This window comes from Pseudomonadota bacterium, assembly GCA_023229365.1.
Taxonomy (GTDB): domain Bacteria; phylum Myxococcota_A; class Polyangia; order JAAYKL01; family JAAYKL01; genus JALNZK01.
Genome location: JALNZK010000002.1, coordinates 312318 through 334072 on the forward strand (window position 1 = coordinate 312318; position 21755 = coordinate 334072).

General features: G+C 40.1%; 35 protein-coding genes and 3 tRNA genes. 10 read left to right on the forward strand and 28 right to left on the reverse strand.

Going from position 1 to position 21755, the window contains the following annotated elements:
• Positions 1–18: 18 nt before the first annotated feature.
• The 7 genes from M0R80_03230 to M0R80_03260 form a co-directional block, all read right to left on the reverse strand.
• Positions 19–510 carry a class I SAM-dependent methyltransferase gene (locus tag M0R80_03230; GenBank protein ID MCK9458628.1) on the reverse strand — a complete coding sequence of 164 codons (492 nt, stop codon included), beginning with the start codon at positions 508–510 and terminating at the stop codon, positions 19–21.
• Positions 507–1745, reverse strand: coding sequence for a B12-binding domain-containing radical SAM protein (locus tag M0R80_03235; GenBank protein ID MCK9458629.1), 1239 nt, complete (start codon positions 1743–1745; stop codon positions 507–509). Before M0R80_03235 ends, M0R80_03230 begins: the two co-directional genes overlap by 4 nt.
• Positions 1745–2437, reverse strand: coding sequence for an FkbM family methyltransferase (locus M0R80_03240; GenBank protein MCK9458630.1), 693 nt, complete (start codon positions 2435–2437; stop codon positions 1745–1747). Before M0R80_03240 ends, M0R80_03235 begins: the two co-directional genes overlap by 1 nt.
• The gene (locus M0R80_03245) at positions 2434–3138 is read right to left on the reverse strand and encodes a glycosyltransferase (GenBank protein MCK9458631.1); all 705 of its coding nucleotides are present in this window, start codon (positions 3136–3138) and stop codon (positions 2434–2436) included. The genes M0R80_03240 and M0R80_03245 overlap by 4 nt, the downstream gene beginning before the upstream one ends.
• Positions 3077–4024: a hypothetical protein gene (locus tag M0R80_03250; GenBank protein MCK9458632.1), complete on the reverse strand. Its 948-nt coding sequence runs from the start codon at positions 4022–4024 to the stop codon at positions 3077–3079. Before M0R80_03250 ends, M0R80_03245 begins: the two co-directional genes overlap by 62 nt.
• Before the next feature lie 44 nt (positions 4025–4068).
• Entirely contained in the window at positions 4069–4494 is a 426-nt protein-coding gene (locus tag M0R80_03255; protein ID MCK9458633.1) for a hypothetical protein, read from the reverse strand.
• A gap of 78 nt (positions 4495–4572) precedes the next feature.
• Positions 4573–4740, reverse strand: coding sequence for a hypothetical protein (locus tag M0R80_03260; protein MCK9458634.1), 168 nt, complete (start codon positions 4738–4740; stop codon positions 4573–4575).
• 69 nt (positions 4741–4809) lie between these two features.
• Here M0R80_03260 and M0R80_03265 point away from each other — a divergent pair, with 69 nt between their 5' ends.
• Positions 4810–5292, forward strand: a complete 483-nt coding sequence (locus M0R80_03265; GenBank protein ID MCK9458635.1) for a hypothetical protein — start codon at positions 4810–4812, stop codon at positions 5290–5292.
• Here M0R80_03265 and M0R80_03270 read toward each other — a convergent pair.
• The gene (locus M0R80_03270) at positions 5289–6023 is read right to left on the reverse strand and encodes a DNA adenine methylase (protein ID MCK9458636.1); all 735 of its coding nucleotides are present in this window, start codon (positions 6021–6023) and stop codon (positions 5289–5291) included. The genes M0R80_03265 and M0R80_03270 overlap by 4 nt on opposite strands.
• Before the next feature lie 225 nt (positions 6024–6248).
• On the opposite strand from M0R80_03270, the gene M0R80_03275 reads away from it, so the two are divergent.
• Positions 6249–6578 carry a hypothetical protein gene (locus tag M0R80_03275; protein ID MCK9458637.1) on the forward strand — a complete coding sequence of 110 codons (330 nt, stop codon included), beginning with the start codon at positions 6249–6251 and terminating at the stop codon, positions 6576–6578.
• A 47-nt stretch (positions 6579–6625) separates the two neighbouring features.
• Positions 6626–7129, forward strand: coding sequence for a hypothetical protein (locus M0R80_03280; GenBank protein MCK9458638.1), 504 nt, complete (start codon positions 6626–6628; stop codon positions 7127–7129).
• On the opposite strand, the gene M0R80_03285 is transcribed toward M0R80_03280, so the two are convergent.
• Positions 7126–7452 (reverse strand): hypothetical protein, encoded by a 327-nt coding sequence (locus M0R80_03285; GenBank protein ID MCK9458639.1) that lies wholly within the window; start codon positions 7450–7452, stop codon positions 7126–7128. The two genes, M0R80_03280 and M0R80_03285, sit on opposite strands and share 4 nt — an antisense overlap.
• A gap of 22 nt (positions 7453–7474) precedes the next feature.
• On the opposite strand from M0R80_03285, the gene M0R80_03290 reads away from it, so the two are divergent.
• Positions 7475–7990: a hypothetical protein gene (locus tag M0R80_03290; protein MCK9458640.1), complete on the forward strand. Its 516-nt coding sequence runs from the start codon at positions 7475–7477 to the stop codon at positions 7988–7990.
• A 237-nt stretch (positions 7991–8227) separates the two neighbouring features.
• Here the strand turns inward: M0R80_03290 and M0R80_03295 are convergent, their stop codons facing one another.
• Both M0R80_03295 and M0R80_03300 read right to left on the reverse strand, forming a co-directional pair.
• Entirely contained in the window at positions 8228–8602 is a 375-nt protein-coding gene (locus M0R80_03295; GenBank protein MCK9458641.1) for a hypothetical protein, read from the reverse strand.
• Between the two features lie 43 nt (positions 8603–8645).
• On the reverse strand, positions 8646–9014 hold the full coding sequence (locus M0R80_03300) for a hypothetical protein (protein ID MCK9458642.1): 369 nt from the start codon (positions 9012–9014) through the stop codon (positions 8646–8648).
• A 112-nt stretch (positions 9015–9126) separates the two neighbouring features.
• Between M0R80_03300 and M0R80_03305 the strand changes: the two genes are divergently transcribed.
• From M0R80_03305 to M0R80_03330, 6 genes are read left to right on the forward strand one after another with little or no spacing between them, the layout of a single operon-like run.
• Positions 9127–9660 (forward strand): hypothetical protein, encoded by a 534-nt coding sequence (locus tag M0R80_03305; protein MCK9458643.1) that lies wholly within the window; start codon positions 9127–9129, stop codon positions 9658–9660.
• 36 nt (positions 9661–9696) lie between these two features.
• Complete coding sequence (locus M0R80_03310; GenBank protein ID MCK9458644.1) at positions 9697–9981, forward strand: hypothetical protein; 285 nt, start codon at positions 9697–9699, stop codon at positions 9979–9981.
• A 2-nt stretch (positions 9982–9983) separates the two neighbouring features.
• Positions 9984–10568 carry an NUDIX domain-containing protein gene (locus tag M0R80_03315; protein ID MCK9458645.1) on the forward strand — a complete coding sequence of 195 codons (585 nt, stop codon included), beginning with the start codon at positions 9984–9986 and terminating at the stop codon, positions 10566–10568.
• Positions 10562–11134 carry a class IV adenylate cyclase gene (gene cyaB / locus M0R80_03320; GenBank protein MCK9458646.1) on the forward strand — a complete coding sequence of 191 codons (573 nt, stop codon included), beginning with the start codon at positions 10562–10564 and terminating at the stop codon, positions 11132–11134. The genes M0R80_03315 and cyaB overlap by 7 nt, the downstream gene beginning before the upstream one ends.
• Entirely contained in the window at positions 11134–11313 is a 180-nt protein-coding gene (locus M0R80_03325) for a zinc ribbon domain-containing protein (protein MCK9458647.1), read from the forward strand. Before cyaB ends, M0R80_03325 begins: the two co-directional genes overlap by 1 nt.
• Complete coding sequence (locus M0R80_03330; protein MCK9458648.1) at positions 11310–11564, forward strand: hypothetical protein; 255 nt, start codon at positions 11310–11312, stop codon at positions 11562–11564. Before M0R80_03325 ends, M0R80_03330 begins: the two co-directional genes overlap by 4 nt.
• Positions 11565–11925: 361 nt before the next feature.
• On the opposite strand, the gene M0R80_03335 is transcribed toward M0R80_03330, so the two are convergent.
• The 17 genes from M0R80_03335 to M0R80_03415 form a co-directional block, all read right to left on the reverse strand.
• Complete coding sequence (locus M0R80_03335; GenBank protein ID MCK9458649.1) at positions 11926–12447, reverse strand: CAP domain-containing protein; 522 nt, start codon at positions 12445–12447, stop codon at positions 11926–11928.
• Positions 12448–12509: 62 nt separating this feature from the next.
• Complete coding sequence (locus tag M0R80_03340) at positions 12510–13244, reverse strand: hypothetical protein (GenBank protein ID MCK9458650.1); 735 nt, start codon at positions 13242–13244, stop codon at positions 12510–12512.
• A gap of 13 nt (positions 13245–13257) precedes the next feature.
• A complete protein-coding gene (locus tag M0R80_03345; protein ID MCK9458651.1) occupies positions 13258–13902 on the reverse strand; it encodes a ThiF family adenylyltransferase in 645 nt (214 codons plus the stop codon).
• A gap of 220 nt (positions 13903–14122) precedes the next feature.
• Positions 14123–14563: a Mov34/MPN/PAD-1 family protein gene (locus tag M0R80_03350; GenBank protein MCK9458652.1), complete on the reverse strand. Its 441-nt coding sequence runs from the start codon at positions 14561–14563 to the stop codon at positions 14123–14125.
• 123 nt (positions 14564–14686) lie between these two features.
• A complete protein-coding gene (locus M0R80_03355; GenBank protein ID MCK9458653.1) occupies positions 14687–15202 on the reverse strand; it encodes a hypothetical protein in 516 nt (171 codons plus the stop codon).
• A complete protein-coding gene (locus tag M0R80_03360; protein ID MCK9458654.1) occupies positions 15199–15918 on the reverse strand; it encodes a GIY-YIG nuclease family protein in 720 nt (239 codons plus the stop codon). The genes M0R80_03355 and M0R80_03360 overlap by 4 nt, the downstream gene beginning before the upstream one ends.
• Positions 15919–15970: 52 nt before the next feature.
• Positions 15971–16426 (reverse strand): NADAR family protein, encoded by a 456-nt coding sequence (locus M0R80_03365; protein ID MCK9458655.1) that lies wholly within the window; start codon positions 16424–16426, stop codon positions 15971–15973.
• Positions 16423–16659 (reverse strand): hypothetical protein, encoded by a 237-nt coding sequence (locus tag M0R80_03370; protein ID MCK9458656.1) that lies wholly within the window; start codon positions 16657–16659, stop codon positions 16423–16425. The genes M0R80_03365 and M0R80_03370 overlap by 4 nt, the downstream gene beginning before the upstream one ends.
• The gene (locus M0R80_03375; protein ID MCK9458657.1) at positions 16659–17147 is read right to left on the reverse strand and encodes a DUF5662 family protein; all 489 of its coding nucleotides are present in this window, start codon (positions 17145–17147) and stop codon (positions 16659–16661) included. The genes M0R80_03370 and M0R80_03375 overlap by 1 nt, the downstream gene beginning before the upstream one ends.
• Positions 17144–17296 carry a hypothetical protein gene (locus tag M0R80_03380; protein MCK9458658.1) on the reverse strand — a complete coding sequence of 51 codons (153 nt, stop codon included), beginning with the start codon at positions 17294–17296 and terminating at the stop codon, positions 17144–17146. Before M0R80_03380 ends, M0R80_03375 begins: the two co-directional genes overlap by 4 nt.
• Positions 17297–17302: 6 nt before the next feature.
• A complete protein-coding gene (locus tag M0R80_03385; protein ID MCK9458659.1) occupies positions 17303–18250 on the reverse strand; it encodes a hypothetical protein in 948 nt (315 codons plus the stop codon).
• 1 nt (position 18251) lies between these two features.
• Positions 18252–18602 (reverse strand): hypothetical protein, encoded by a 351-nt coding sequence (locus M0R80_03390; protein ID MCK9458660.1) that lies wholly within the window; start codon positions 18600–18602, stop codon positions 18252–18254.
• Between the two features lie 545 nt (positions 18603–19147).
• A complete protein-coding gene (locus M0R80_03395) occupies positions 19148–20716 on the reverse strand; it encodes a hypothetical protein (protein MCK9458661.1) in 1569 nt (522 codons plus the stop codon).
• A gap of 124 nt (positions 20717–20840) precedes the next feature.
• Positions 20841–21071 (reverse strand): hypothetical protein, encoded by a 231-nt coding sequence (locus tag M0R80_03400; GenBank protein MCK9458662.1) that lies wholly within the window; start codon positions 21069–21071, stop codon positions 20841–20843.
• 107 nt (positions 21072–21178) lie between these two features.
• Positions 21179–21253 (reverse strand) — tRNA-Ser (locus M0R80_03405).
• A 28-nt stretch (positions 21254–21281) separates the two neighbouring features.
• A tRNA-Phe gene (locus tag M0R80_03410) sits at positions 21282–21344 on the reverse strand.
• A gap of 76 nt (positions 21345–21420) precedes the next feature.
• Positions 21421–21547 (reverse strand) — tRNA-OTHER (locus M0R80_03415).
• Between the last annotated feature and the right edge of the window lie 208 nt (positions 21548–21755).

A 21755-nucleotide genomic window follows, 5' to 3' on the forward strand; every position in this document is an offset into this window, starting at 1 on the left:
TACACTTTATATGACAAATTATAATCCAATACCCACAACAGAAAATGACCAATATAAATCACGCTCGCTATGCACCACATTTTTGAACCCCAAATCTTTTAGGAGTTTTACCGTAGCGGCGGGAACAAAAGAATGCAAGTGTTTTCTGTTGTTTTGCGGAAGCCAGTATTCCATATCAGGATGTGGCAAATATAGAAATAATACACCGGAAGGTTGCAAAAATGTTATCCAATATTCTAATGCTTTTACGTAATTATCAACATGTTCAAGTGTGTGAGAACTAAAAATATAATCATATTTTCCATCCGGCAAATTGTAGGCATCGTAGCCATCATGATTTAGAATGTTGATAATTTTAGCACCTGGGAAATGACAATTAATCAGTCCCCCAATATCCAATCCATCCCCACTACAGAATTTTTCAGCAAATGGCAGAATAAAGTTCGCAGCATGTTCGCTGCGAATGTATTCTGGATAGGTTTCGCCTTTATAGTTCATTAAAATATTCATATGAAATTCCTGCTTACCAAATAATCAAAAAAGCGTTTCATTATCTTTAGGTGACTGTCTTCATCTATGTCATGTCTATGAATGTTTGGATTTATATCTAGATGTCTGCCAATATTCATGCAGGTGTTTGTTTTAATAAGCCTGATATTGTGCTCACTTTTATGTTCATACATGTCGCTGCCTGGAAATGGAATGAATCTGCCCACAACCACATTATCAGGTTTTGTTTCTTCTATAAATCTAATGTTTGCATCAACAGTTTCTTCTGAATCGTAAGGCAATCCTATCATAAAGAATTGCCTTATTTTTATTGGATATTTTTTCATAGCAAGCATTGCATTTTTTGCCTGCTCTACTGTAATGCCCTTGCTCATCTTTGCGAGGACAGAATTATCTGCTGCTTCAATACCAATCCCTATTTCACGGCAACCTGAATCATATAGCCAAGACATTGTTTCATCATCAATGGCGTCAATTCTGGTAGAGCATCTGTAATAAATGTCCAAATCCTTTAGCAATTCAGCAAGACTTTTTAAGTATTTTCTATTAATCGTAAATGTATCATCTTGAACTCTGAATTGATGAATTCCATAGACTTCTTTGATTTGTGTGATTTCTTTTTTAATTGATTCAAGTGATCTGAAGTTTATTTTTCTGTTATACAATTTAACGCTTGAGCAAAAAGCACAATTAAAAGGACAGCCCCTGCTAAACATTATGGAAGTAGAGCCGCCATCTTTGAATGATGTGCCGGAACTAAAAATTGAATCTGTTTTTATATAACTTATTGGCAAAATTTCCCGCAACGGCAGCAATGAGTTTATATCAACATTTTTAGATTGAGTATAGAATTTTTTTATTGAATTGTTTTCAAAATCCTTCACATAATCCAGAATGGTGTCTTCGGCTTGTCCAACAAATACAGAATCAAAAACAGGATCAATAGTGTCTTTGGACAAGGTGGCTGCTGGGCCACCTATGATTATTTGCTTGTTGTGTTTTAATTTGATTTTTTTAGCAATCTCAACACAGCTTAAATAAGTCGGATGCACTGCTGAGAAGCAAAAAACATCGCTATCTTCTATGTTTTCAGCGTTATCTGCATTAGTGTCAAAAATCTTTGTCTCTATTCCTTGTGATTTCAAAGCCGCCGCAATATACAATATTCCCAGAGAAAACTGTGCTTTGTAATCGTAGAGCCACGACATGTCTGGAATTACGAATGTAAATTTCATTATTTATCCATAAACAAAAATGCGTTACGAAGATTGCGTGCAACAAAATTCATATCAACTTGTTGCATGTTTTCATCCAAAATATAATTATAAATTTTTAAAGTATCCAACATTGGTTGTGTGTCTGTTCCGCAAAACCAATAATCATGAAAAGACACATACAGGATTGGTTTAATCTTAGATAAGTATGACGCAAAAGATGGCAATATTTTAACTTCCCCTCCTTCTATGTCAATTTTGATAAACCCACAATCAATGTCATTCTTTTTTACAAATTCTTCAATGGTAATGCCGGTTACATCGACAAGATCACCAGTTTGCACCATTATACTAGACATAGAATCACCAAAACATTCGTGTGTGCCAAGCTTTAATGTTTCATTAGTATCAGATATGGCACAACAATTTGTTGTAATTGGAAAATTATTTAATGCAACATTTTCAAGTAATTTTTGATAAGCAACCGGATCGGGCTCGATTGCAAAACTTCGCTTTGCGATCTGTGCAGCATATAAAATTGTTGGACCAATCCATGCCCCAATATCAATGTAATCTTTGTTTGGATTCACATATCTATTTAATATTTGATAAGTAATCGGCTCCCAGGTGTTGTTTTCTACTCTATCCCAAAATAAAGGATAGTGAGATGGGGATATAAAAAATTGACGATTAGCAACATTTATTTTTCTCATTTTTGAAAATCCTTTGCAACGTCGGCCCCTTTATGTCCTAAAGAGCTTTCGCCACCAATATGATCTATGACAGAGGGTTTTGTGACAATTAATGAAATTTTTCTCTCTCTCATTCCAGCACTTAATTCCCAATCCCACTGATTGCTAGTTAAATAAGGTAAAATAAAAGGGCACAAATTTCTATTAAAAAACAAATTAATTCCACCTATACTATTTTTTACATAATATTTGTTAAATGTTTCCAATACAAAATGATGTTGATGAGCATTAAATCCAGAAATAATGCTTTCTGGAAATTCTTTTAACAATTGATTTAAAATAATGAGCCAATATGGTTTCACAATGGCATCAGAGTCTATATTGCTAATTATGTCAAATCCAGATTCATAAAAATAGGTAAACCCAGTTTTTAATCCATAAAACATACCCTTGTTTTTAGGATTGTATGTTTTTATTGTCTTTACTCCTATGTTGCAAGATTTTATTATTTGCTTAGTTTGTGCATTGCTATTGTCATCAATAATATAAATCTCCGATCCCGCAGGAAAAAAACTGTGCGACAACGAATCAATTGTTCTCTTTAAGTAATCCGGGCGATTATATGTTGTAATTACTAATCCTATTTTTTGCAAAATCACCTCATGTATGCGTAATGTGTGGTTTTTCAACAAAATACTCATGATTTGCACAATCTTTTTCATCTGGTTTTCTTGGATATAAATGATATTTTTGTGCTTTAATATCTAATTTTTCAATAATACATGATACTGCACTGCCAACAATATGAATGTTGGTTGCATTTTCTATAACCATACTCCAATCAATAATCGAATAATCTGAAATTTTTTCCAATTTTATATTTCGCAAATTGTTAGTGATGGCAATGTCGGCTTTGCCAGAAAAATCACTTCTAAATACATCACTAATAAAATTATATGGTTCATTATCTGACAATCCTAACACATTATAAAATAACTCTTTTTCAGAATTGATGTCTCGTGTCCATTGTGTGTTTCTCCACGTTGTGAAATCAAGGTCAAACATCATATATTTAGATTTCATACAGTCTTTATATGGAACACCCATAATAGAATCAGAAAATCTAAGTGGTATAATGAACGCTCCATCTATATTGTTGAAATTAGGGTCATCATAATTAATGTTAAGTAAGTTTTTATCAATAAAAGTAATGTAATCAAAATGCTTGCTAAGGGTCAAAAACTGAGGAAGAACTGGCCATAATATCCTATACCCCATTTTATAATGCATACGAGCAATTGGTTCACAAAATAAAATATCTCCAATTCCTTGAAATTGATTTATAATGCACGTTCTATGGGGATTAAGAAGTGCCATTTTTTTTTGATATTGAAGTTGATCGTAAGTTAGTTTGCTGGGAAGCAATTTAATTGGTGCTACTGCCGTTGCTGTTGTTACTGTTGTTACTCTTTTTATCTTGCTTCCCATGTTTTTTCCTGTGCTTGGGGGGATTGGAACCTTCTTGACTGTTGTTAAAATCCTTTTTCTTGGCAAAGGAATGCCATGTGTTCTCTCTATTTCCTCAGGAGTTAGTCCCTTGCTTCTCAAAAAAGAGGTAGTTTTAGAACGTGTGCTTTTACGCCTTGATACTCTCATTGTGGTCTAGGTTCCTCAGTGGTTCCTCGCACGTCTCTGGCCGCAGCGGTTAGTGGCTCATTACCAGTTGGAATTACGCTCGATTTTTTCTCCCCCATAGCACCACTATCCTCTGCACGGATTTTGCTCAAATACATTTCTATATTTTGTGACCACTGGCTAACAACTGTAGGGTCTACTCCTAAAAGAGCATGTAAACCTTTAGAATCGTTGCAAAGTTCCTTAAATGACTCCCAGAAATCTTTACAACCGGGTTTAGCAAACGTCAGACCCTTGCGAACCACCTTCATGGCATATTGCTCATCATTGTTCTGTTGCTCATGAATATTGTTCCAAACTTCTAAGAATGACTGCATTATTTCTCCTGATCTTCTGATTTTTTCCTTTTGCAAAATGGGTTGCGAAGTCTGCTTTTGTCCCATTTTTTGCCTTGAGTATATTTACTAGGAAATCCCAAGGGCTCATTTGTCAACAAGGCTGTTCTAACCTCGCCAGTATCTTCAAGCCACTTTTTGAATGATGACGTTACCACCATTGGTTATCCTTCTTTCCAAAATAGTTGCCCTTTTTTGCAATTCCTTAATGTTGGCTTTTATGTGATCTAAAATCAGTTCTGGACTATTAACAGGACGTATTACCATTGGTTTTTCCTTGATATCAATTGCCATTGCTTGATTTTCTCCGATTTTTTATTTTCTCTGAGTAATATAGGTATATATAGATAAGGAATATAAAAAATGACACCTAATGACAAAGCACTATCTCAGAAATTCGACCAAGTTTCTTCAGAACTCCGTGGGCTTATGAATACGCTTACTCGGATTGATGAACGGGTAGAAATTTTTATTGACCAACAAGAACAAATAGCTGGTAAATTAGACGAACATATTTCAAATTGCCCAGTTAAGTGCCAAATGCCAGAATATTTGAGTAGATTGTCTGTCTTAGAAAAAACGACAGTTACCAAGAATGGTGGATATGTAAGTAAAGAAGATTTTAATAATCATTGTGAAGGGCTAAAAAAAGAGATAGCAGAGATGCGAGAAGCTAATAAAGAAATGGAATTAGCCACACAAAAACAACAGATCACAACAGAAAAACAAGAAAACCACTGGAAAACAATTGGCACATTTATTTTTCATTTAATTAGCTATATTGCAGGCGTAGTCGCAGCAGCTTACATTCTTCATTTCTTAGCCATAAAAGCAGCGTCACCCTAGTAATTAACCCACAAACAATCTATTGTGAGCTTAACATTTGTTTTCTTTTTAATGCATTTCCAGCCTTTGTCCGCATGATAAAGGCGTCGATACAATAAAGAAGGCAACCCACAAATCATTACTTTCCCTCGAAATTGGTTGAGCACCTCCGACAGTGCAATATGCTCATCAGTAGATAACTTGTTTTCATTCACATCTACTGATTCTGACAATGGAGGCGGATCAACGAATGTAAACATATCTTTATCGTCATAAGCCAGTAAGGTTTCTATGGGAGATTTGTTAAAAATATGTACATTTTGTAGACGATCTGCAATTTTGGGCAGTTCTGTTAAAATAGAATCCCAAGAATCATCTTCTGCAAATGTTTTTTTGGCACTATTTTTACTCATTCTTCTCAAAATGAATTCATTTACAGCAACGTCCAGGTAATCCTTATTAGGTGATTTTTTCAAAACTTTGTTAAAAGTATTGATGCAATATTTTGTTCGTTTTAATCTGCTGAGAAACATCCCTGGTTCGTCTCTTAGTGCTTTATAAATACAAATAATGCCATCATCACTATCGTTGATAGATTCATCTACTGATCGCTCTTTATTAAAGAACACACCACCAGCCTGTACATAAGGCTCTATGTAACTCATTTGCATATAATTGGGTGGAAAGTTTTGAGTGATCCATGATGCAAGATGATACTTTCCTTTGCTTTTCACAAGTGGTCTAATGCTCATTATGCTCCGTTGTTTTGTATATTTGTTCGTCACACTTGGTGCATTTTATTTCTGATTCGCCATAACCAGCCGATGCCCCAGGCCAAAACCAACCCCGCTTTAGTTTTGTGTAACACCTAACACATATTGGTTTGATGACTCCAGAATCCAGATAATAATAACAATCTCTTTGAATATTCATAAACCAAATCTCTATCTAATATTAGTAAGAAAAGGAAAAAATTTATGGCCTGTTCCAAAGTTAAAAACTTATCTCAACAAACCTTGTTGGGAATGACAGCCAATACTCCAACTGGAAACTTTCTTAATAAAATACCACTATCACAATGGGAAGTATTCAGCTTTGATCCTAAAAGATATGAGGCTTGTGTGAAAGTCTATCGGGTTTTTAATCAGGCAGAGATTCAGGCATATGTTGATAATTTACGAACAGAATTAGCAATAACAACAGACCTTACTACCAAACTAGCACTTCAACAAGTAATATTAGAGCGGGAAAAACAACTAAATAATCCGCCTTTTAATATGATAACCGTGCCACTTGCCCCTCCATAAATTTTTGTTTAATTCACTATATACCATATTGAGAACTGGAGAAAATAATGCGAACATTTACAGATTATGTCGAACAACAAAAATTAGATGCAATGTTTGAAAATGCCTTTAGACAACTTGCCATAGAAGCCGAACACAACTCACAATTAAACGATCTTTTGCTCGAACAAGGTTGGGGTGGTATGATACGAAATGCCGGGCAGGCTTTAAAACAATTTGGACAAACAGCATGGAGTGGACTTAAGGCAGGAGCACAAGGTGCCTACAGTCAAATGACAGGACCATTGACACAATACCAGAATGCAATTGGTGCTCTTCAAAAAGCTTGGCAACAAATATCAAAAGACCCAAATTGGAGCAAATCAATGACTACTGGCGGCGGCGGCTTGCCAGCAATGAATTTGTCAACATGGCTACAGCAAACAATTGCAGAATTACAAAGTCAGTTAACACAGGTGCAGAACAAACAAGTGAATCCAGCCACTACTCAAACAAATGTGGCGGCAACAACAGCACAAGTAGGTCAAAATCAAAAGAATTTTGGTCCCTAAATCCACCCAGTTTTAGTGGCTAATTTAATATCCTCAGTAGTAACTCTTCTTCCAAGCACTTCACTGACACTTTCAGTGAAGTGCTTTTCTATGTCTTTTTGGACTGCTCTAAAAAACATTGGCCCCATTTGTAGAGCTTCTGCTAAACTACTCATATCAACTGACCAGTCTAAAAACTCTCCATCTATGAAAATGGCTTTTTCTATATTGCCACCCTTGCCTTTTCGCATCATGACCTCAAAGCTTTTTTTTGGAGTGCCATCGGGCAAAAGTGGAGTGGGTGTTACTGGGGGTTCTTCAAAAGGATTGATAATTTCTGCCATAATATAATACATAAGTAATAGTATGGAATTTTCTAACTGGATTTTGCAAGAATCGAGCCTGAACGACCTTTATCAAAGTGCCGTCGAAGCATTCCCCCGCACTACAAAAAGACAACATGCCACCCAACCAATCAAAATAGTGGAACTTACTTGGGTGCCATATAGGGGTGTAAAAACCCTGTTTGTCAAAGCAATGGCTCGTAATGAAGGTCGTGTCTACAATCCCATCATTGTTTTTAAGAAAGTTCATTATCTGGAATCTGGTGGTATTGCTCTAAAAGACAAAAATGGACAACGATACTTTGTAGAACAACTATCATTACAAAATAATGATGTTTTGGTCAGATGCCAGTGTGGTGATTTTTATTGGCGAGGAACACATTTTAATAAATTGGATCATTCGTTATATGGACCCGATAGGAAAAAATACGAAGCCAAACATAATCCTGGTTCTGCAAATCCTACTGAATCCCCTATTGTGTGTAAGCATTTGATGAAGATGATGGAAGTTTTACACAACTCAGGATTTGCTAAATAATTTTCGAGCCCTTGCTCATATTTGCTTTCTTTTCAAGCGGTTGCAAATTATCTAATTTCCAACACTCCAAAAATAATGGATCATTCATTGAGGTGTATGGAAAGTTGCTATGAGGCATTATATAGCAATTAAAACAAGATTTTTTATGTAGATTTAATTATTATTTTGTTAACAAAAAAGCCAATGAGCCCCATAAAGGAACTCATTGGCTCTTGAAAGGTTGTTACCTATTATTTGTTATACAGTGTGATGTAAATCTAATCCCCAACCTGTATTCACGACTATCCACTCAACCACATCACCCGGTGTCTCGGCATAGACAACGAATGAAGTAAAGTGACTAGACGTATCACTCTTGGTGGTCAGACTAGCATTATGTGTAGCAGCCCCTGCACCCCTTGCAGTTAATATAACTGCATAACTAGCAGCAGCCAATGGTAGAGCGTCTGGAAAAGTCACTGTAGCTAAACCAGTTCCACCATCAGTTGTTACTATACCAGCAGCTACGATGTGCGGGCTATTTTGCGGAACATTAAAATTACGATTATTACCTGGACCTTTTAAATTGGAGGCAACGCCTTGTCCAACACCTGTTACACTTGCAGCACCCATTATATTTTTTCCTTTTTGTTAGTTTGAGTAATTTATTGGCATATTACACAGTGTGATGTAAATCAATGCCCCAACCTGTACGAATAACGACCCAATCGATCTCGTCAGTTGCACCCTCTGAGTAAATTGTGAAATAATCAAACTTACTAGAAGTGTCATGTTTAGTGACTACACTTGCATTGTGAGTAGCAGCCCCGGCCCCAAGAGCCGTTACTAAAACAACATAATTCGCAGCAGCCAAATCCAGAGCATCTGGAAAAGTAACTGTCAATGAATTAGCCGCAGCCGTTCCAACGCCAGCAGCTACAACATGCGGGCAAACCTGTGGAACACAAAAACTACGATTATTACCTGGGCCTTTTAAATTGGCGGCAACGCCTTGTCCAACACCTGTTACACTTGATGCACCCATTTTATTCTCCTTGTGGTTAAATACCCACGTTTTAGATACAATAGATACTCATGCCCTTTTAAATTTATGCCTCGTTTGGAAAAATTTTTTCCAAACGAGTATATAGGATATTATGGAACCAACAAAACGAGAATATCAGGTTATTTTGGGCACTATTATGGGCGGCTCATCAATCATCCGGCCTAAAAAGGGAAAGCATTGTTATTTGTCCATGCGAGACAAAAGAGCCAATTGGCTAGAGTTCAAAGCAGATCAATTAGCTCGATACGCCTCGCCAGAGCCTTTTACGATTGAAAAAACAAATCGTTGGCACTCTTTGGCATATCCTATTTTCGATGAATTTAGAGAAAAGTTTTATAATCACAAAAAACGTTGTGTCGATATCGAAAGCCTTACTTTCTGGGACGTGGGATTGTCTATTTGGTTTGGAGATGTGGGCAAGTTCGAAAATGGACAAGTTATATTAAACACTCACATCTGGGGCGAAAAAGGATCAGAAACCCTGGCAAAATATTTCGAATATTGTCAATGGCCTGCTGAAATATTTAAAGACCGCACCTATTACCGTTTACGATTGAACAGAGAGGCTTCTGTGCATTTTATGAATACGGTTAGCCCTCATTTGCCATTCCCATTGACTCAATAATTATTATTTGTTAAAATTGACTGTGGAGGATTACAAATGATTAAATTTTTAAAACTAATTACCGGCGAAGACACATTGGCAGAAGTTACAGAAGAAACCGAATTGCATTATGTTTTAAAGAACCCAATGCGATTTATACCCACCGAACAGGGCATAGGTATAGCCCCCTTCGCAATGTTTGTGAAAAAGGGCTCTACAATCACAATTGATAAAGATAAGGTTATTTTTGCCGCCGATCCAGAAGATGAAATAGCCAATGTTTATAATGAAAAATATGGCTCTGGGATCGTTGTGCCACCCTCAAGCATACAATTACCATGACAATGCCACATTTAATGAATTGCCCACATTCACCTGATGGGTGGTGCCTTGATTGCGTCAGTAAACAAGGCAAGCTTTTGCTTGAAATTGACCAAGCCATACAAGACCCGGATAAATTTCTGGCGATGGTTGCTAATCGTGGCCGACCATTAATCGGCGTTTGCGTTTGCATTTGTCGTCGTGAACCATCCAGCGGCAAAGTTCTTTTGCACAAAAGAAAAGGAAAGCACGCTCCTGGCACATGGGCATTCCCTGGCGGGCATATGGAAAAATGGGAATCCTTTGAAGGAGTTGTTCGTAGAGAACTAGAAGAAGAAGCAGGGCCAGATATAGAAATTGATAATTTGCAATTTTGGACTGTTGCCAATACTCGATTTCATGATGAAGACAAGCATTATGTTGTTCTTTTTATTATGGCTGATTGGGTATCTGGCGAGCCAAAGATTATGGAGCCAGAAAAATGTGAATGCTGGGAATGGTTTGATTGGAATGATCTTCCTTCACCACTGATGATGGGGATACAAGATATTGTTGATCGTAAACTGAGCCCTTTTGACTATGGAGGCGAACACGAAACATTATGCTAGAAGTAGAAGCTAAATTCATTGTGGATAGTTTTGATTTATTGGAAGCCAAATACCAATTTGATGGCCCCGTGTTACAAAGAGATATATATTATCAGCATCCCTCTCGTGATTTTATGAAAACTGGAGAGTGGTTCCGTGTGCGAAGAATTTTTAAGGGCATTCCCTGTGCGGAAAACCTCGGGTGCGAAGAAATTCATCTGTGTCACAAAGGATCAAATCAAGGCTCATCTGATGTTAAAAGTCGCAGAGAGATAGAATTTTCTGTGCCTATGGACATAATTGAACTTTTGCAAATCCTTGATTTTGCAGAATTGATACGAGTGGAAAAATACCGCCGATCAGCCGTGGTTACACCAACTAACGATAGTGGCGAACCCACCTTTACCATAACATTAGATGAAGTTTTGGGATTGGGAAAATATGTAGAAATTGAAATGCTGGTTCTCAAAGAAGAATTTAAAGCAGGAGCAATTGAAGCCATTAATGACATAGCCAAAAAACTGGGACTCACCCAGCCAGAGAAACACGGATATGCTAAATTAATGCTGAAAAAAGAGAAAAAATGATGCCTAATTACGAATATCAGTGCGATACTTGTGAACACAAGTTTGAAATATTTCAACACATGAATGATAAGCCCATTAAAATTTGCCCTAAGTGCGGCAAAAAAGTCCATCGATTGATTACTGGCGGAACTGGCTTTATTCTTAAAGGAACCGGCTGGACTCCAAAAGGAAATAAATGAGCACTTATGTCCATAACGCCATTGTTGAGAATGGCTTACAATCTGAGTTTGCTTATGGAGATAAGCTTGCGAAAAGACACGGATTTGAAGATGGACCGCTGCATCGACGCCGACAAGGAACTATTGAGCAATTCGATGAGTGGATTGCCAATTGTTTAAAGGATGTTGAAGAAGGGAAAATGTGCCCTGTTAGAGCTAGAAAAATAATTGAAAGATGGTGGACACTTCGAGAAAAAAAGGCAAATAGATAATGAAATGGGAAGCTTTTTGTGGTCATGAATTAGGCAAGTTTGACCAATACAAAGATGCTGTAAAAGCCATATTTGATGAATTGCTATAAAAGAAGGTCGCATGAGTTATTTAATCTTGGAAACAGCGACTTGGGTTGTTTCTGATGGCCTGCCAATTATGTTTTATGAAATGCGAGACAATGCAATTGATCGTGGGTGGATCAATGAGAGTAAATGGTGTGGATAGTGTGTAATTTAAAGAATGGTTATTGACCGAAAAGGCAGAACGCACCTTCCAAAGTGGAAAAGAATTTAAGTGGTCGATAGCTAAACAAAAAAAGGCAGGGATTTTTCAATCCCTGCCTTTTTAGCTTTTCCAGAACTATCTATTTCGGAATTGCTGACACCAGAAGATTACTCCGCTGGCAGTACGAAAAGCCGCCACACCAATGCGTAGATGACCTGGGTTGAGAATGTTCGCCCTGTGACCTGACGAATTCATCCAACAATTGACCACATCACTACTGTGCGGTTGTCCCATTGCAATGTTTTCAGCAAGTGGGAGCCTCGTATGCACCATTGCCTGATTGCGAGTCATCCAGGCAGCGTGCCCTCTGGCGGTCTGCATCAAATCCTTGTCAACCTCGAAAGGCGGAAGACCATATCGTGCCCGCTCTTCGTTGGTGAATTTAATGATGTTGGCTTCAATTTCGGCAAGCTTCACACCATCAACCACCACTACTTTATCCGCAGCAGTCGGATAATTTGTTATTGCTTCCACTTCAGTGGTCTGTGCCGTCGTTGGGGCATTATAACTCTGCTGGCGACGACCTCTGCCTCTGGCTTCTGCCACTGAACAAACACACAACACAACAACAAACGCAAACAATAGATTCAACCTCATACGATACTCCTTAGGGCTAGGGGTTGAAACACACAGAATGTCCTCACCGTGAGGACGAAATATTAGCTATCGGTTTTGTGCAATGCATCGTATTCCGCCGATGTTGCTCGCAGAACGGCCCTGTTGTGAACTTCATCGGCATCACAAGAAGCAGAGGTTCTCGATTCGTAATCGGCATAGGCTTTGCTTCCAGCCGCCGCAAAAGCCATAGCTTCCATCGTTCTTGCCGATTTGCCGCCTGTGAACTCATTCAACAGCATTAGTTTGGTATCGGCAGCTTGAGCCACATTAGCCCAGAATTTGCTTCCGCTATTCAGGCATTGCAACGGGAAAACACGGACACCCATTTCTTTGAGGGCAGCCAATTCTTGTCTCCAATTCAGCTTGCCTTCATTCTGCGGATAATTAACATCGTGGGGATCAGCATCACCAATCATGACGAAAGCCGCCGCCACACCGGGGGTCCAACCCAAATCCCTGGCTTCGTGCAAAACCAATTCATAACATTCATCGCAATCGCCACCCGATGTGTCAGGTGCATTGCGAATAAAGTCGAAGATTTTTGCACGATCATTCGTGAGCTTTAGCACACGGATGCAGTTTTGTCCATCGCAATAATCCCCGTGAGAAATAAATGCCATTTTCAAGCCGGGAATATTTGCAAATAAACCCTCACAGGTTTCTTCCAGATGTTTGCGAACATCAGCGATACACGGTCGCATGGAACCTGTGGTGTCAAAACTTATGCCAATTTCCGTAGCGTCATCAATTCTTTCGCCAAGTGTTTGTTCCGCCATTTTTTCCTCTTTTCTAGTGCATTGCACTAATGTGTAAGTCACGCAGGGTAATGGACCATGATTGATGCCGTGGCGATGATGCCAAGAAGAAATCAAGGATTTCCTCTGAGGCTGCCGCTACTGTCAACATGATGATGTTACGAGCCAAGGGATAGTCGCAAACGTCGCCACCGCTGTCCTTTGGCACCTTGTAGCGATCATCCCATACAACCTCGCCATAATCTTCAAATAATCCAGTGTGCAGACATGGAATCTTCTTTGCCCGGCAATGGGTTTGAACAATTTGCCGTGCAGCATTATTATCAAAACAATCCAACACCAATGCTGAGCCACGCAGCATTTTATCCACGGTAGCGGCGGTCAATTCCTTGTCCACGGTGTCAATTTCAACACCAATGTTGCCAAACACCTTCTGTTTGGCGGCGGCAACTTTCAAAGCTCCAACATCCCGCTCATTCCAAAACTGGGTGTTTAGATTATGAGTATCGACACGATCTTTGTCAATACCACGGAGATTGGCAAATCCTTGTCGAGAAAGATTGTCAAGCAAATTGCTACCCAGGGCTCCTACACCACAAATGGTGATTAGACCTTGCAATTTCTTGGCATAATCCTTGCCTCGGTAAATTTCTTCATGATGGAATTTATTCGTTGCCATTTTCTTCCTCCACTATTTCGTAAACTGTGCCCCAAATCTTATCATGTGGATCGTAACGCATTTGTATATGATTGAAACTGCAATTGTCGGGATTTGGTCGAAATTCAAGCCATGCTTCAAATTCTGGTATGTAATTTGCCCGCAGCATAAATATCCAGCAACCCAAATATCTCTATATTTCACCAAATACTGATATTTGGTTTTACCAGTTGTTTTTATTTCACTTGGGTTTGTCTGTTTCAATTTCATTCGCCACCTCTTCGCTCTCTAGGAGAGCACCCAAATTAATTGCAGAGTCTTGATCCCAATCAATGGCATGCCCCCCAAGCTCAACCTCTTCATCAAATAATGTCAAGTCATCCTCCACAACGACATTAGGTGTTGCCAAGCCATAGCAAGCCAGTGGCTTTTTGGGTGTAATTCCTACAATTAGTTGCCCAAAGCTCTTTAGAGTACGAATGGGAATTGGAGGTTGTTCATCGCTGTAATACAAATAACCCTTGAGCCCATTGACTCCTTCGATCAAACAAACGAGAGGCTTGCCAAACGACAACACCCACTGTGCCATTGTAGCATCATCCCGTGGGCTTGGGGAGGCGATCATTCCGGGGTGCGTGTGATAAAACCCAACCACATCCCCATATTTTTCTTCACGATCCATGACCCACTTATATGGAAAATCCACGGAGCCAGGGTGCCCTTCGCTTTCGTGCGAAACATGACCCCACCACATTCTCCTGTGATTTCCGCCCGTCAAAATCCACGATTGTTCATTTTGTCTCATTTATTTTTCCCTTAGTCGTTTTATTGCTTCTTGACGTTGTTCTCGGGTTTGTTCTTCTAGTTCTTGAGTAAACAATTTCCCGCTCATGTAATATTCTGTACCCCAAGCTGGGCACATTTTGTGTAATTCAGGACGACCACAACCAGGGCACACACAATCTTTTGACTCTTCTATGTCCCAGTCCATTGACTCTACAATTTCTTTCACATTCTCTTCGATAAATTTCTCACAAGCCTCTGGACCAATAGCTTCTCGCAATGCAGCAAACGGATTGCCTGTCGCTGCCCAGCGTGCCTCTTCTTCTTCCCAACACTCGTTTTGTCCACACTCTTTAACCTGATCCCACAACAAAGCAACGGATGGGTGTTTGTCTTCTTCCCAATCACCACGTTCCAAAAATGCACAATAGCCGTCTTCTTGTTCAGCGTGGTCGGGGTGCTTGCTCCAATAAGGGCAAATGCCATTTGTATCATAGCAATATATTCCCTTCGGAATTAAACTCGGGTCTTTATTCATAATGTTTTCTTTTCCAACACTTTCCAATTTTTGTAATGTGCGATTTTGCCAGCAGCTACACTCCACATATGCCCAGAATTCAAATTGTGTTCCCTTGAAAACTGCTCCAAATTACTTGTCTCGAATACTTCTCCATCTGGCGATGCTATTTTGTATGCGAATTTCAATTTTTTGTTTCGCATTTTTTCTTTTGACTTATCCGAATACTTTCTTCCTGTGGCTGATTTGGCAATTTTGTTTTTGTGTTCCTCTGTAAGCGTTTTGCCAGTGTTAAATAGCGATAACTTCTTTTTTGTTTTATTGCTTACTTTGTGTCCTAAATGACTCGATCTAAGCTTTTTAATTGTTGCTTGGGTTACTTTTTTCCCTTTGTTGCCGATGGATATTTTGCGTTTAACCTCCTCAGATATTACGCCTCGGGCATTTCCAAGTTTTAAATTATAACCATTTGGAGAAAGGGTTTTTAATTCACAGCCCCAATACACTTCCCTGGCATCTATTTCTTCTTGTGTGCCATTTAATTTTTCTAACACCACAATCTTAAAATGTTCTGGTCCGTATTTTCGAATGGCAAGGACAATCGGCATTAGTTTGGTGTTATTCCACCTTGCCTCCGCACAGTGTCTTTTGAACCTTTCTTCTGCCGTTTTCCAAGTTTGCCCAACATAGACCTTTGCATTAAGATCATTTATTATTTTGTATATAATTGCTTCCATACAATTATATAGTAGCTTTCTAATTTATTTGCCCACTAATTTCCTTCTTTTCTTATAATTTGTCAAATTGGTCTCTGATCTTCATTAGAAGTTTTCCAAGATGGTTTTCCCCAACTCCGTTGCATACCCCAAAAAACGTGTCGTGCCACCAATTTCCTTCTACTAATTCCGCCTTGCCAGTGGCAAGAAGCTGATTGCATAATTGTGGATCGGAGAATTTTTGCACAAGCAAATCTTCCATAATCCCTAAATTAATATTTTGCCAATCGGGTCGTTGGTGTCCAGCTTTTTTGAATACAGCCGCAAGCTTCTTTGCTTTTCCAGGGGTAATAGCGTCTTGAATTTGCTTACGCAATGCCGGGTCTAAAAATTTAGCAGCTTGGTAAGCGTGTTCGGTGGAAATATATTTTTCACCATCCAAAACTACCGGCGTGGACAGTATGGCAAAATTCGACAAATACCTGTATTCACCATCAAATGAATCAATTTTTGTTTGCTTGTCATTCATTTTTTCTTTTCTTTCTTTTCAAGCTTTTTCAATGAATGTGCCAAATCCATTGAATTTGTTACTTTTCTCACTCCCTTTTTAAATTGTTTCAATTCTTCACGCAACCGAATCACTTCTGCCTCCATGACCTGTGCTTTGCAACCATAGTCATACAAAACACCAGCGGTTGGCTCTGCCTTATTGACAGCATTCCAAAACTTGCGGGAGGCATTTCCAGAAAATATTTTTTTCATTACATTTCTGTCCACGATTTCAAAGGTGGTGCTACCAACATCTTTACAAACATCATGATTGTTCCGTAGACCACATCATCCTTGGTGAAATTAAATCTTTTCATTGCCTCATCATTCACCCATTCCATCAAGGAAGTGGCCCTTTCCTCGGAACGGGTCTTCCAATCACACACCAACTCGGCAAGATAAATGCGGGGCATTCCTTTAATTCCGCCATCCCAATATTCTGGGTGGTGTTTATTCGTATGATTGTGCTGCATAATAGCGAGTTTCAAGGCAGCCTTATCTGGATTCTCTATTGATAAATGATCCCATTCAGCACCAAAAAACTTGCTATTATCGTGAAGAAAAGAATTTGCCACCAGCGTTTTGGCAAGCTTAAACTCTCCATTCTCCATCAGTCTTTCAGCAAGAATTACGCAATTCTCCTGAACACCGTGAATGTGCCGCATCAGTTTTTGAATACGATCAATATCACGCTGACTCATTTCTTTTCTTGCTCCTTTTGCTTCTGTTCGATAATATAATTTCGACACCTTTCCAGTGCTTGATAATAAAGCAATTGGGAAAGTGGATCAACAGTATCTTGCAGACCTTTTGCACAAGCCAATTCGTGATTGTATTCTATTTCAGTCATGATTTACTAATCGTCGTCGTCGTCGTCGTAATCGTGCTCTGGCTCGTTGCCACGATTATGGCCGTATTGATTCCAATACCACGTATCACGACCAGAGGTATCTACAATATGGTCACGGCGGTGTCCCTCTCGGATAACACCTACTAGACTTTGAAGATCAAAGTTACGGTCATAGCCCGACAAACAAATACCAGCAGAAATTACTGATAAAGTTTTTTTGTCAACAACTGAACGATGAGGGTTTCCATCGATTTGATATTCAATAGTGAAACTGTCTCCACGCTCAATGTGGCTTTTATAATCAGCACCAGCACGCTCTAGGGCAACTTTGATACGATTGCCTGCCTGTGCCATCTTGGCTTCTTCGCTGGCTTCATAGGCGACCTTATAAGCGATTTGGTATGCATCCAATTCTTGCTTGGAAACAATATCCAAATCCAGCTTCTCTGGCTTGGCCAATGTAGTCAACATTTCTCGCAAATATGCTCCGCTTTTCGGACTTTTGCGAGGGTCTACTTCATCAAACCAACAAATCTGTCCATCGAAACGAGCACAAACAGTATCAAACAATTGCACTTCCTCAGACAAATAAATCGGCACGGACCCAGAAATGTTAAATCTGGCATCTGCCTGAGCAAGGGTTCCATACCACAAATCTTTATTTTGATGGTGCAAAATAAATTTCATAGTAGGAAACAATGCCAAGTATTGTCTTCGCTCCATCATGGACGGGGCACGCACATGTTTGGCCAAACGACGGGTGGTAGGCTTGAAAACACCCCAACCCTGAAAATTCACAGGCACTACACGCATTTCCATCACAATGCCAGAAATACGAACTCTGACCGCTCGCCCCTTGAGCACAGGGGACAAAAACTCTGATTGAAGGAATTGATCTTCCTCAGCGGCGAGCTTATCGATCAGACTGTGAATATTCGTTTTCTTTTTTTTCATGTTATTCGATAGCTTCTGTCTGCCCGCTGCCGTTTTTTCCTGCGTCCCAGCCCGCTCCATTGATTTCTTTGGGTGAATGCAGATGAATTGTCATCGTTAAATAGTAACTTGTGGCAATAGTTCCTTCCATCCACACTTTTTCATTTTCCCTGACATCAAAAACAAATTTTACATTGTCTGCACACACCGGGTAAGTGTGCATTTTCCCATTAATTAGGAAGGAATATCGGGATGGCTCATGCATCAAAACACGGTCAATGTTTTTTAATTTGCTATAATGCGGCTCAGGAGAGCATCCGGCAAGGAGCAAAACAAAAAATAAAAACCATTTCAAATGAATTAACCAGGACATTTTCTGAAATCTCCGTAAGAACATTCTCCGCACAATGCTGTTTCGCTTTCACCCCACAATTGCCAGTAGCAAGAGGCACAAACACCCCAGTGATCGCTCCACCGCACCACTCTGTCCCCTAAATCCCAGTATGCCGAGCCGCTTTTAGAAACAAAATGAGGTTTCTCATCTGGTATCTTGCAAACTGTAAAATTGGCAACTGTTGCTTTATAAAAATTCCACCAACCAAATCTCAACAATTTTTCTCTTTCTTGTCCATCTAAATTTCTTTCCCGCCAACCTCTTTATCCGACCTGCATCAATGTAAGACTGTGATAAGTAGACATTGGGGCTTTCAATTCGGGGCTATCGCCCTTCCACCCTGTTCACGACCGCTTTAACTCAGTATAGCGATTTCAACATTGCTACTTATTATTTTGTACCCTTTCACGGATTTTTGTTTCTGCACAGTCTCTATAACCATTATACTCCAGAAACGCATCTTGTAAATAAGAAAAGCCCTGGGGACAATCCCCAGGGCTTCCCAGACAAGTTCGCAAAGCTCACTACGCAACTTTTCTCTTCGGCAAAGGCCAACTCATGATTTCCATGAGCAAGTCAAGCTTACTGGGCTTGCACAGGAATTTCACCAGTCCAGGCAAGCTGTAGTAGTCGCCGGTAAATTGCCAAGCGTCTACTTCGATGCCTTTGACTCGACCTTCTTGCTCCAATTGATCCGTAGCATTAGGAGTCTTGACAATGCAAATGTTGGGGAATGCATTCAAGGCTTGACAGTATTTTTGATAAATGTCAAAGAACTTGGGAGCAGTATTTTCCCCTTCATCCGTTACCAAAATGATCTGTTCGACCATGTATTTCTTTTGTAGCATAAACTGCAAGCCAACGCCGCAGGAAGTCCAACCGCTTGCACGGATGCCTTCAAATGCTTTCTCCCAAGCTGCCAAGTCTTTTCCTTGGCTAGTGATGGGATAGGCGATTGTATCTTGAGCATACGCATACAAAGGAACACCATCCTCCATAACCGTAGACAATAGGGAGCCAATTCGCTTGCCCAATTCAATGGTAGCGGCTTGAGAACCCGACTTGTCCACAAACAAAGCCGTGGGGCGACTGATACGACCCTTGGACTTAATTTGTTGGTCAGCAACGGCTTCCAATTGTTGCTTTACTTCATCCGAAACTCCAGGTGCCGCCTTGACGGCTTCCAAGGATTTCAATGCAGCCATTCGCTTATCGCCCTTGGCCACAACAAGTTTTTCCTCAATCAATTGCTTGAGATCGGGGTTGTCGAACACGCCACGCTTTTTCAAGCTGCCGATGCTGTTGACCAACTCTTGCGAAGTCATTACTTCCAACAAAGCCGCAATAACAGGCGGTGTCATGGATTCGATTACCGTACTGGCAATCCGGTACGGAATTTTATTTTCCACGATCACTCGGGCTTGGTCAGTCGGTGAAGTTGCCTTGGCCAACTCCTTGATTAGGAACGCTTTGGAATCAGCAGGCGGCTTATCATCGAACAACACGGCTTGAGCCCGGTCGGTCGGCTTGCGGTGTCCGAAAGCATACAAACTCTTCATATATTTTCGAGCACCAACGCAGACACTATCGAACCAATCTTTATCCAATTCTCGCTCTTGCAGATAACGATTGATTTCCGTCATTACGGAATTGGGCAATTGTCGGAACAAGCCCGTTTTGACTTTCTTGGCAGGAGCAGCCGGTTGTGCCGGTGCGGCAGCAACTCTACGACCCCGAACCATGCGTGCGGGTGCCGGTGCGGCAGCCTTCGGCTTTCGTTCGGTGATATAGTTGCCCAAAATGAACTTCAATACCCGTGTCAATTGATAGGGCGGAAGCTCACGCAACATGGCCAAACCAACTTCTCGGTGCCCGTCAAACTTGGACAGACACAAAGAAATAATAAACATTTCTTTGTGGTCACGAATTTCGCCGGTATCATTATACCAAGCCGCCAATTGCGAATAGAACCGAGGATCATCGGTAATCATTCGCTGGTGTTCTGGATAAATAGCGGCCAGATCACGGTGAGGCGTGGTCAATAGAGTGTTGAGAATTCGGAGTCGCACATCTTGTTCGGTATTTTCGTTCATTTCATATCCCTTTCTAAATAAAAATAGCCCATCCAAGTCTGGTCAGCTTTGATTGGAAACGATATGGAAGTTTCTGTTTGTAAGCTGGGCCGGTATGGGATGGGCTTGTTCTGTTGTTTTGTTTTTAGCCGAAAACTGCCTCCGGTCGGAGTGTAAGGGTGTTAGTTTCACCATTACGATCAACAGCAAAAGCCCGTAGCTTCCCTTGAGGGATGCCTAGCCAATCGGCGGCAGCATTGCGGATATCGGCATCCGAGCTATTGTCGCCAATATTCAGTTCCGCCAAGGGAACGTCGTAAGACCTTCCTTCGACTCGAACGTGCAGCATGTTTTCAAGTTGGTTTTCGTTGTCCATCGTAATTTCTCCTTATATCGTTCGTTCGTCTTTCACTTTCCCTATTATACTTCAGAAATTTGAGTTGTAAACAAGAAAAAATCCGTCCAAGTTACAAAAACTGTTTTTGGTAAACAATGCAGGAATTGAACCAGCATTCTTCAGTTTTCAAGACTGACGCTCAACCATTGAGCTAATTGTTTGTAAGTTTTAGTGGTATGGGACGGAAAGTGGAGGGTGTTGGATTCGAACCAACATTTTTTCGTTTTCAGTGAAAAAAGTTACCTTTTGTTTGTATGTCTCTCAGGTGTGGGACAATTGCTTGTCCAAGTTTGGGAAACTGAACGTTTTTAACCCTCCAAAGTATCAGCGGGGAAGATGGGATTCGAACCCATAATTTTTCCTTAACAGGGAAACTTTTACCAATTGTTTGTATGTCTCTCAGGTGTGGGATGGTCGCCCATCCAAGTTTGGGAAACTGAACTTCTAACTTCCCCATGTGCCCGGTTTATAATTCTCTGCCTGCAACCGGAAACCCGGCAGAAAAGCCTCCAGTTATTGGTTTATCCCAAGAGGCGAGTAATCAGACCCGGTGGTAGGAGTCGCACCTACAATCTTTTCCTTAGGATGGAAACGCTGTTTGTACGTCTCTCAGGTTTGGGATAATTTCTTATCCGAGTTTGGGAAACTGTTTGCTGTTTAGCT

What these genes read in the sequence shown, in the direction of transcription:
- M0R80_03230 (MCK9458628.1), bottom strand. Translation starts at nt 510, where the DNA reads ATGAATATTTTAATGAACTATAAAGGCGAAACCTATCCAGAATACATT.
- M0R80_03235 (MCK9458629.1), bottom strand. Translation starts at nt 1,745, where the DNA reads ATGAAATTTACATTCGTAATTCCAGACATGTCGTGGCTCTACGATTAC.
- M0R80_03240 (MCK9458630.1), bottom strand. Translation starts at nt 2,437, where the DNA reads ATGAGAAAAATAAATGTTGCTAATCGTCAATTTTTTATATCCCCATCT.
- M0R80_03245 (MCK9458631.1), bottom strand. Translation starts at nt 3,138, where the DNA reads ATGAAAAAGATTGTGCAAATCATGAGTATTTTGTTGAAAAACCACACA.
- M0R80_03255 (MCK9458633.1), bottom strand. Translation starts at nt 4,494, where the DNA reads ATGGGACAAAAGCAGACTTCGCAACCCATTTTGCAAAAGGAAAAAATC.
- M0R80_03260 (MCK9458634.1), bottom strand. Translation starts at nt 4,740, where the DNA reads ATGGCAATTGATATCAAGGAAAAACCAATGGTAATACGTCCTGTTAAT.
- M0R80_03265 (MCK9458635.1), top strand. Translation starts at nt 4,810, where the DNA reads ATGACACCTAATGACAAAGCACTATCTCAGAAATTCGACCAAGTTTCT.
- M0R80_03270 (MCK9458636.1), bottom strand. Translation starts at nt 6,023, where the DNA reads ATGAGCATTAGACCACTTGTGAAAAGCAAAGGAAAGTATCATCTTGCA.
- M0R80_03275 (MCK9458637.1), top strand. Translation starts at nt 6,249, where the DNA reads ATGGCCTGTTCCAAAGTTAAAAACTTATCTCAACAAACCTTGTTGGGA.
- M0R80_03280 (MCK9458638.1), top strand. Translation starts at nt 6,626, where the DNA reads ATGCGAACATTTACAGATTATGTCGAACAACAAAAATTAGATGCAATG.
- M0R80_03285 (MCK9458639.1), bottom strand. Translation starts at nt 7,452, where the DNA reads ATGGCAGAAATTATCAATCCTTTTGAAGAACCCCCAGTAACACCCACT.
- M0R80_03290 (MCK9458640.1), top strand. Translation starts at nt 7,475, where the DNA reads ATGGAATTTTCTAACTGGATTTTGCAAGAATCGAGCCTGAACGACCTT.
- M0R80_03295 (MCK9458641.1), bottom strand. Translation starts at nt 8,602, where the DNA reads ATGGGTGCTGCAAGTGTAACAGGTGTTGGACAAGGCGTTGCCTCCAAT.
- M0R80_03300 (MCK9458642.1), bottom strand. Translation starts at nt 9,014, where the DNA reads ATGGGTGCATCAAGTGTAACAGGTGTTGGACAAGGCGTTGCCGCCAAT.
- M0R80_03305 (MCK9458643.1), top strand. Translation starts at nt 9,127, where the DNA reads ATGGAACCAACAAAACGAGAATATCAGGTTATTTTGGGCACTATTATG.
- M0R80_03310 (MCK9458644.1), top strand. Translation starts at nt 9,697, where the DNA reads ATGATTAAATTTTTAAAACTAATTACCGGCGAAGACACATTGGCAGAA.
- M0R80_03315 (MCK9458645.1), top strand. Translation starts at nt 9,984, where the DNA reads ATGCCACATTTAATGAATTGCCCACATTCACCTGATGGGTGGTGCCTT.
- cyaB (MCK9458646.1), top strand. Translation starts at nt 10,562, where the DNA reads ATGCTAGAAGTAGAAGCTAAATTCATTGTGGATAGTTTTGATTTATTG.
- M0R80_03325 (MCK9458647.1), top strand. Translation starts at nt 11,134, where the DNA reads ATGCCTAATTACGAATATCAGTGCGATACTTGTGAACACAAGTTTGAA.
- M0R80_03330 (MCK9458648.1), top strand. Translation starts at nt 11,310, where the DNA reads ATGAGCACTTATGTCCATAACGCCATTGTTGAGAATGGCTTACAATCT.
- M0R80_03335 (MCK9458649.1), bottom strand. Translation starts at nt 12,447, where the DNA reads ATGAGGTTGAATCTATTGTTTGCGTTTGTTGTTGTGTTGTGTGTTTGT.
- M0R80_03340 (MCK9458650.1), bottom strand. Translation starts at nt 13,244, where the DNA reads ATGGCGGAACAAACACTTGGCGAAAGAATTGATGACGCTACGGAAATT.
- M0R80_03345 (MCK9458651.1), bottom strand. Translation starts at nt 13,902, where the DNA reads ATGGCAACGAATAAATTCCATCATGAAGAAATTTACCGAGGCAAGGAT.
- M0R80_03350 (MCK9458652.1), bottom strand. Translation starts at nt 14,563, where the DNA reads ATGGATCGTGAAGAAAAATATGGGGATGTGGTTGGGTTTTATCACACG.
- M0R80_03355 (MCK9458653.1), bottom strand. Translation starts at nt 15,202, where the DNA reads ATGAATAAAGACCCGAGTTTAATTCCGAAGGGAATATATTGCTATGAT.
- M0R80_03360 (MCK9458654.1), bottom strand. Translation starts at nt 15,918, where the DNA reads ATGGAAGCAATTATATACAAAATAATAAATGATCTTAATGCAAAGGTC.
- M0R80_03365 (MCK9458655.1), bottom strand. Translation starts at nt 16,426, where the DNA reads ATGAATGACAAGCAAACAAAAATTGATTCATTTGATGGTGAATACAGG.
- M0R80_03370 (MCK9458656.1), bottom strand. Translation starts at nt 16,659, where the DNA reads ATGAAAAAAATATTTTCTGGAAATGCCTCCCGCAAGTTTTGGAATGCT.
- M0R80_03375 (MCK9458657.1), bottom strand. Translation starts at nt 17,147, where the DNA reads ATGAGTCAGCGTGATATTGATCGTATTCAAAAACTGATGCGGCACATT.
- M0R80_03380 (MCK9458658.1), bottom strand. Translation starts at nt 17,296, where the DNA reads ATGACTGAAATAGAATACAATCACGAATTGGCTTGTGCAAAAGGTCTG.
- M0R80_03385 (MCK9458659.1), bottom strand. Translation starts at nt 18,250, where the DNA reads ATGAAAAAAAAGAAAACGAATATTCACAGTCTGATCGATAAGCTCGCC.
- M0R80_03390 (MCK9458660.1), bottom strand. Translation starts at nt 18,602, where the DNA reads ATGTCCTGGTTAATTCATTTGAAATGGTTTTTATTTTTTGTTTTGCTC.
- M0R80_03395 (MCK9458661.1), bottom strand. Translation starts at nt 20,716, where the DNA reads ATGAACGAAAATACCGAACAAGATGTGCGACTCCGAATTCTCAACACT.
- M0R80_03400 (MCK9458662.1), bottom strand. Translation starts at nt 21,071, where the DNA reads ATGGACAACGAAAACCAACTTGAAAACATGCTGCACGTTCGAGTCGAA.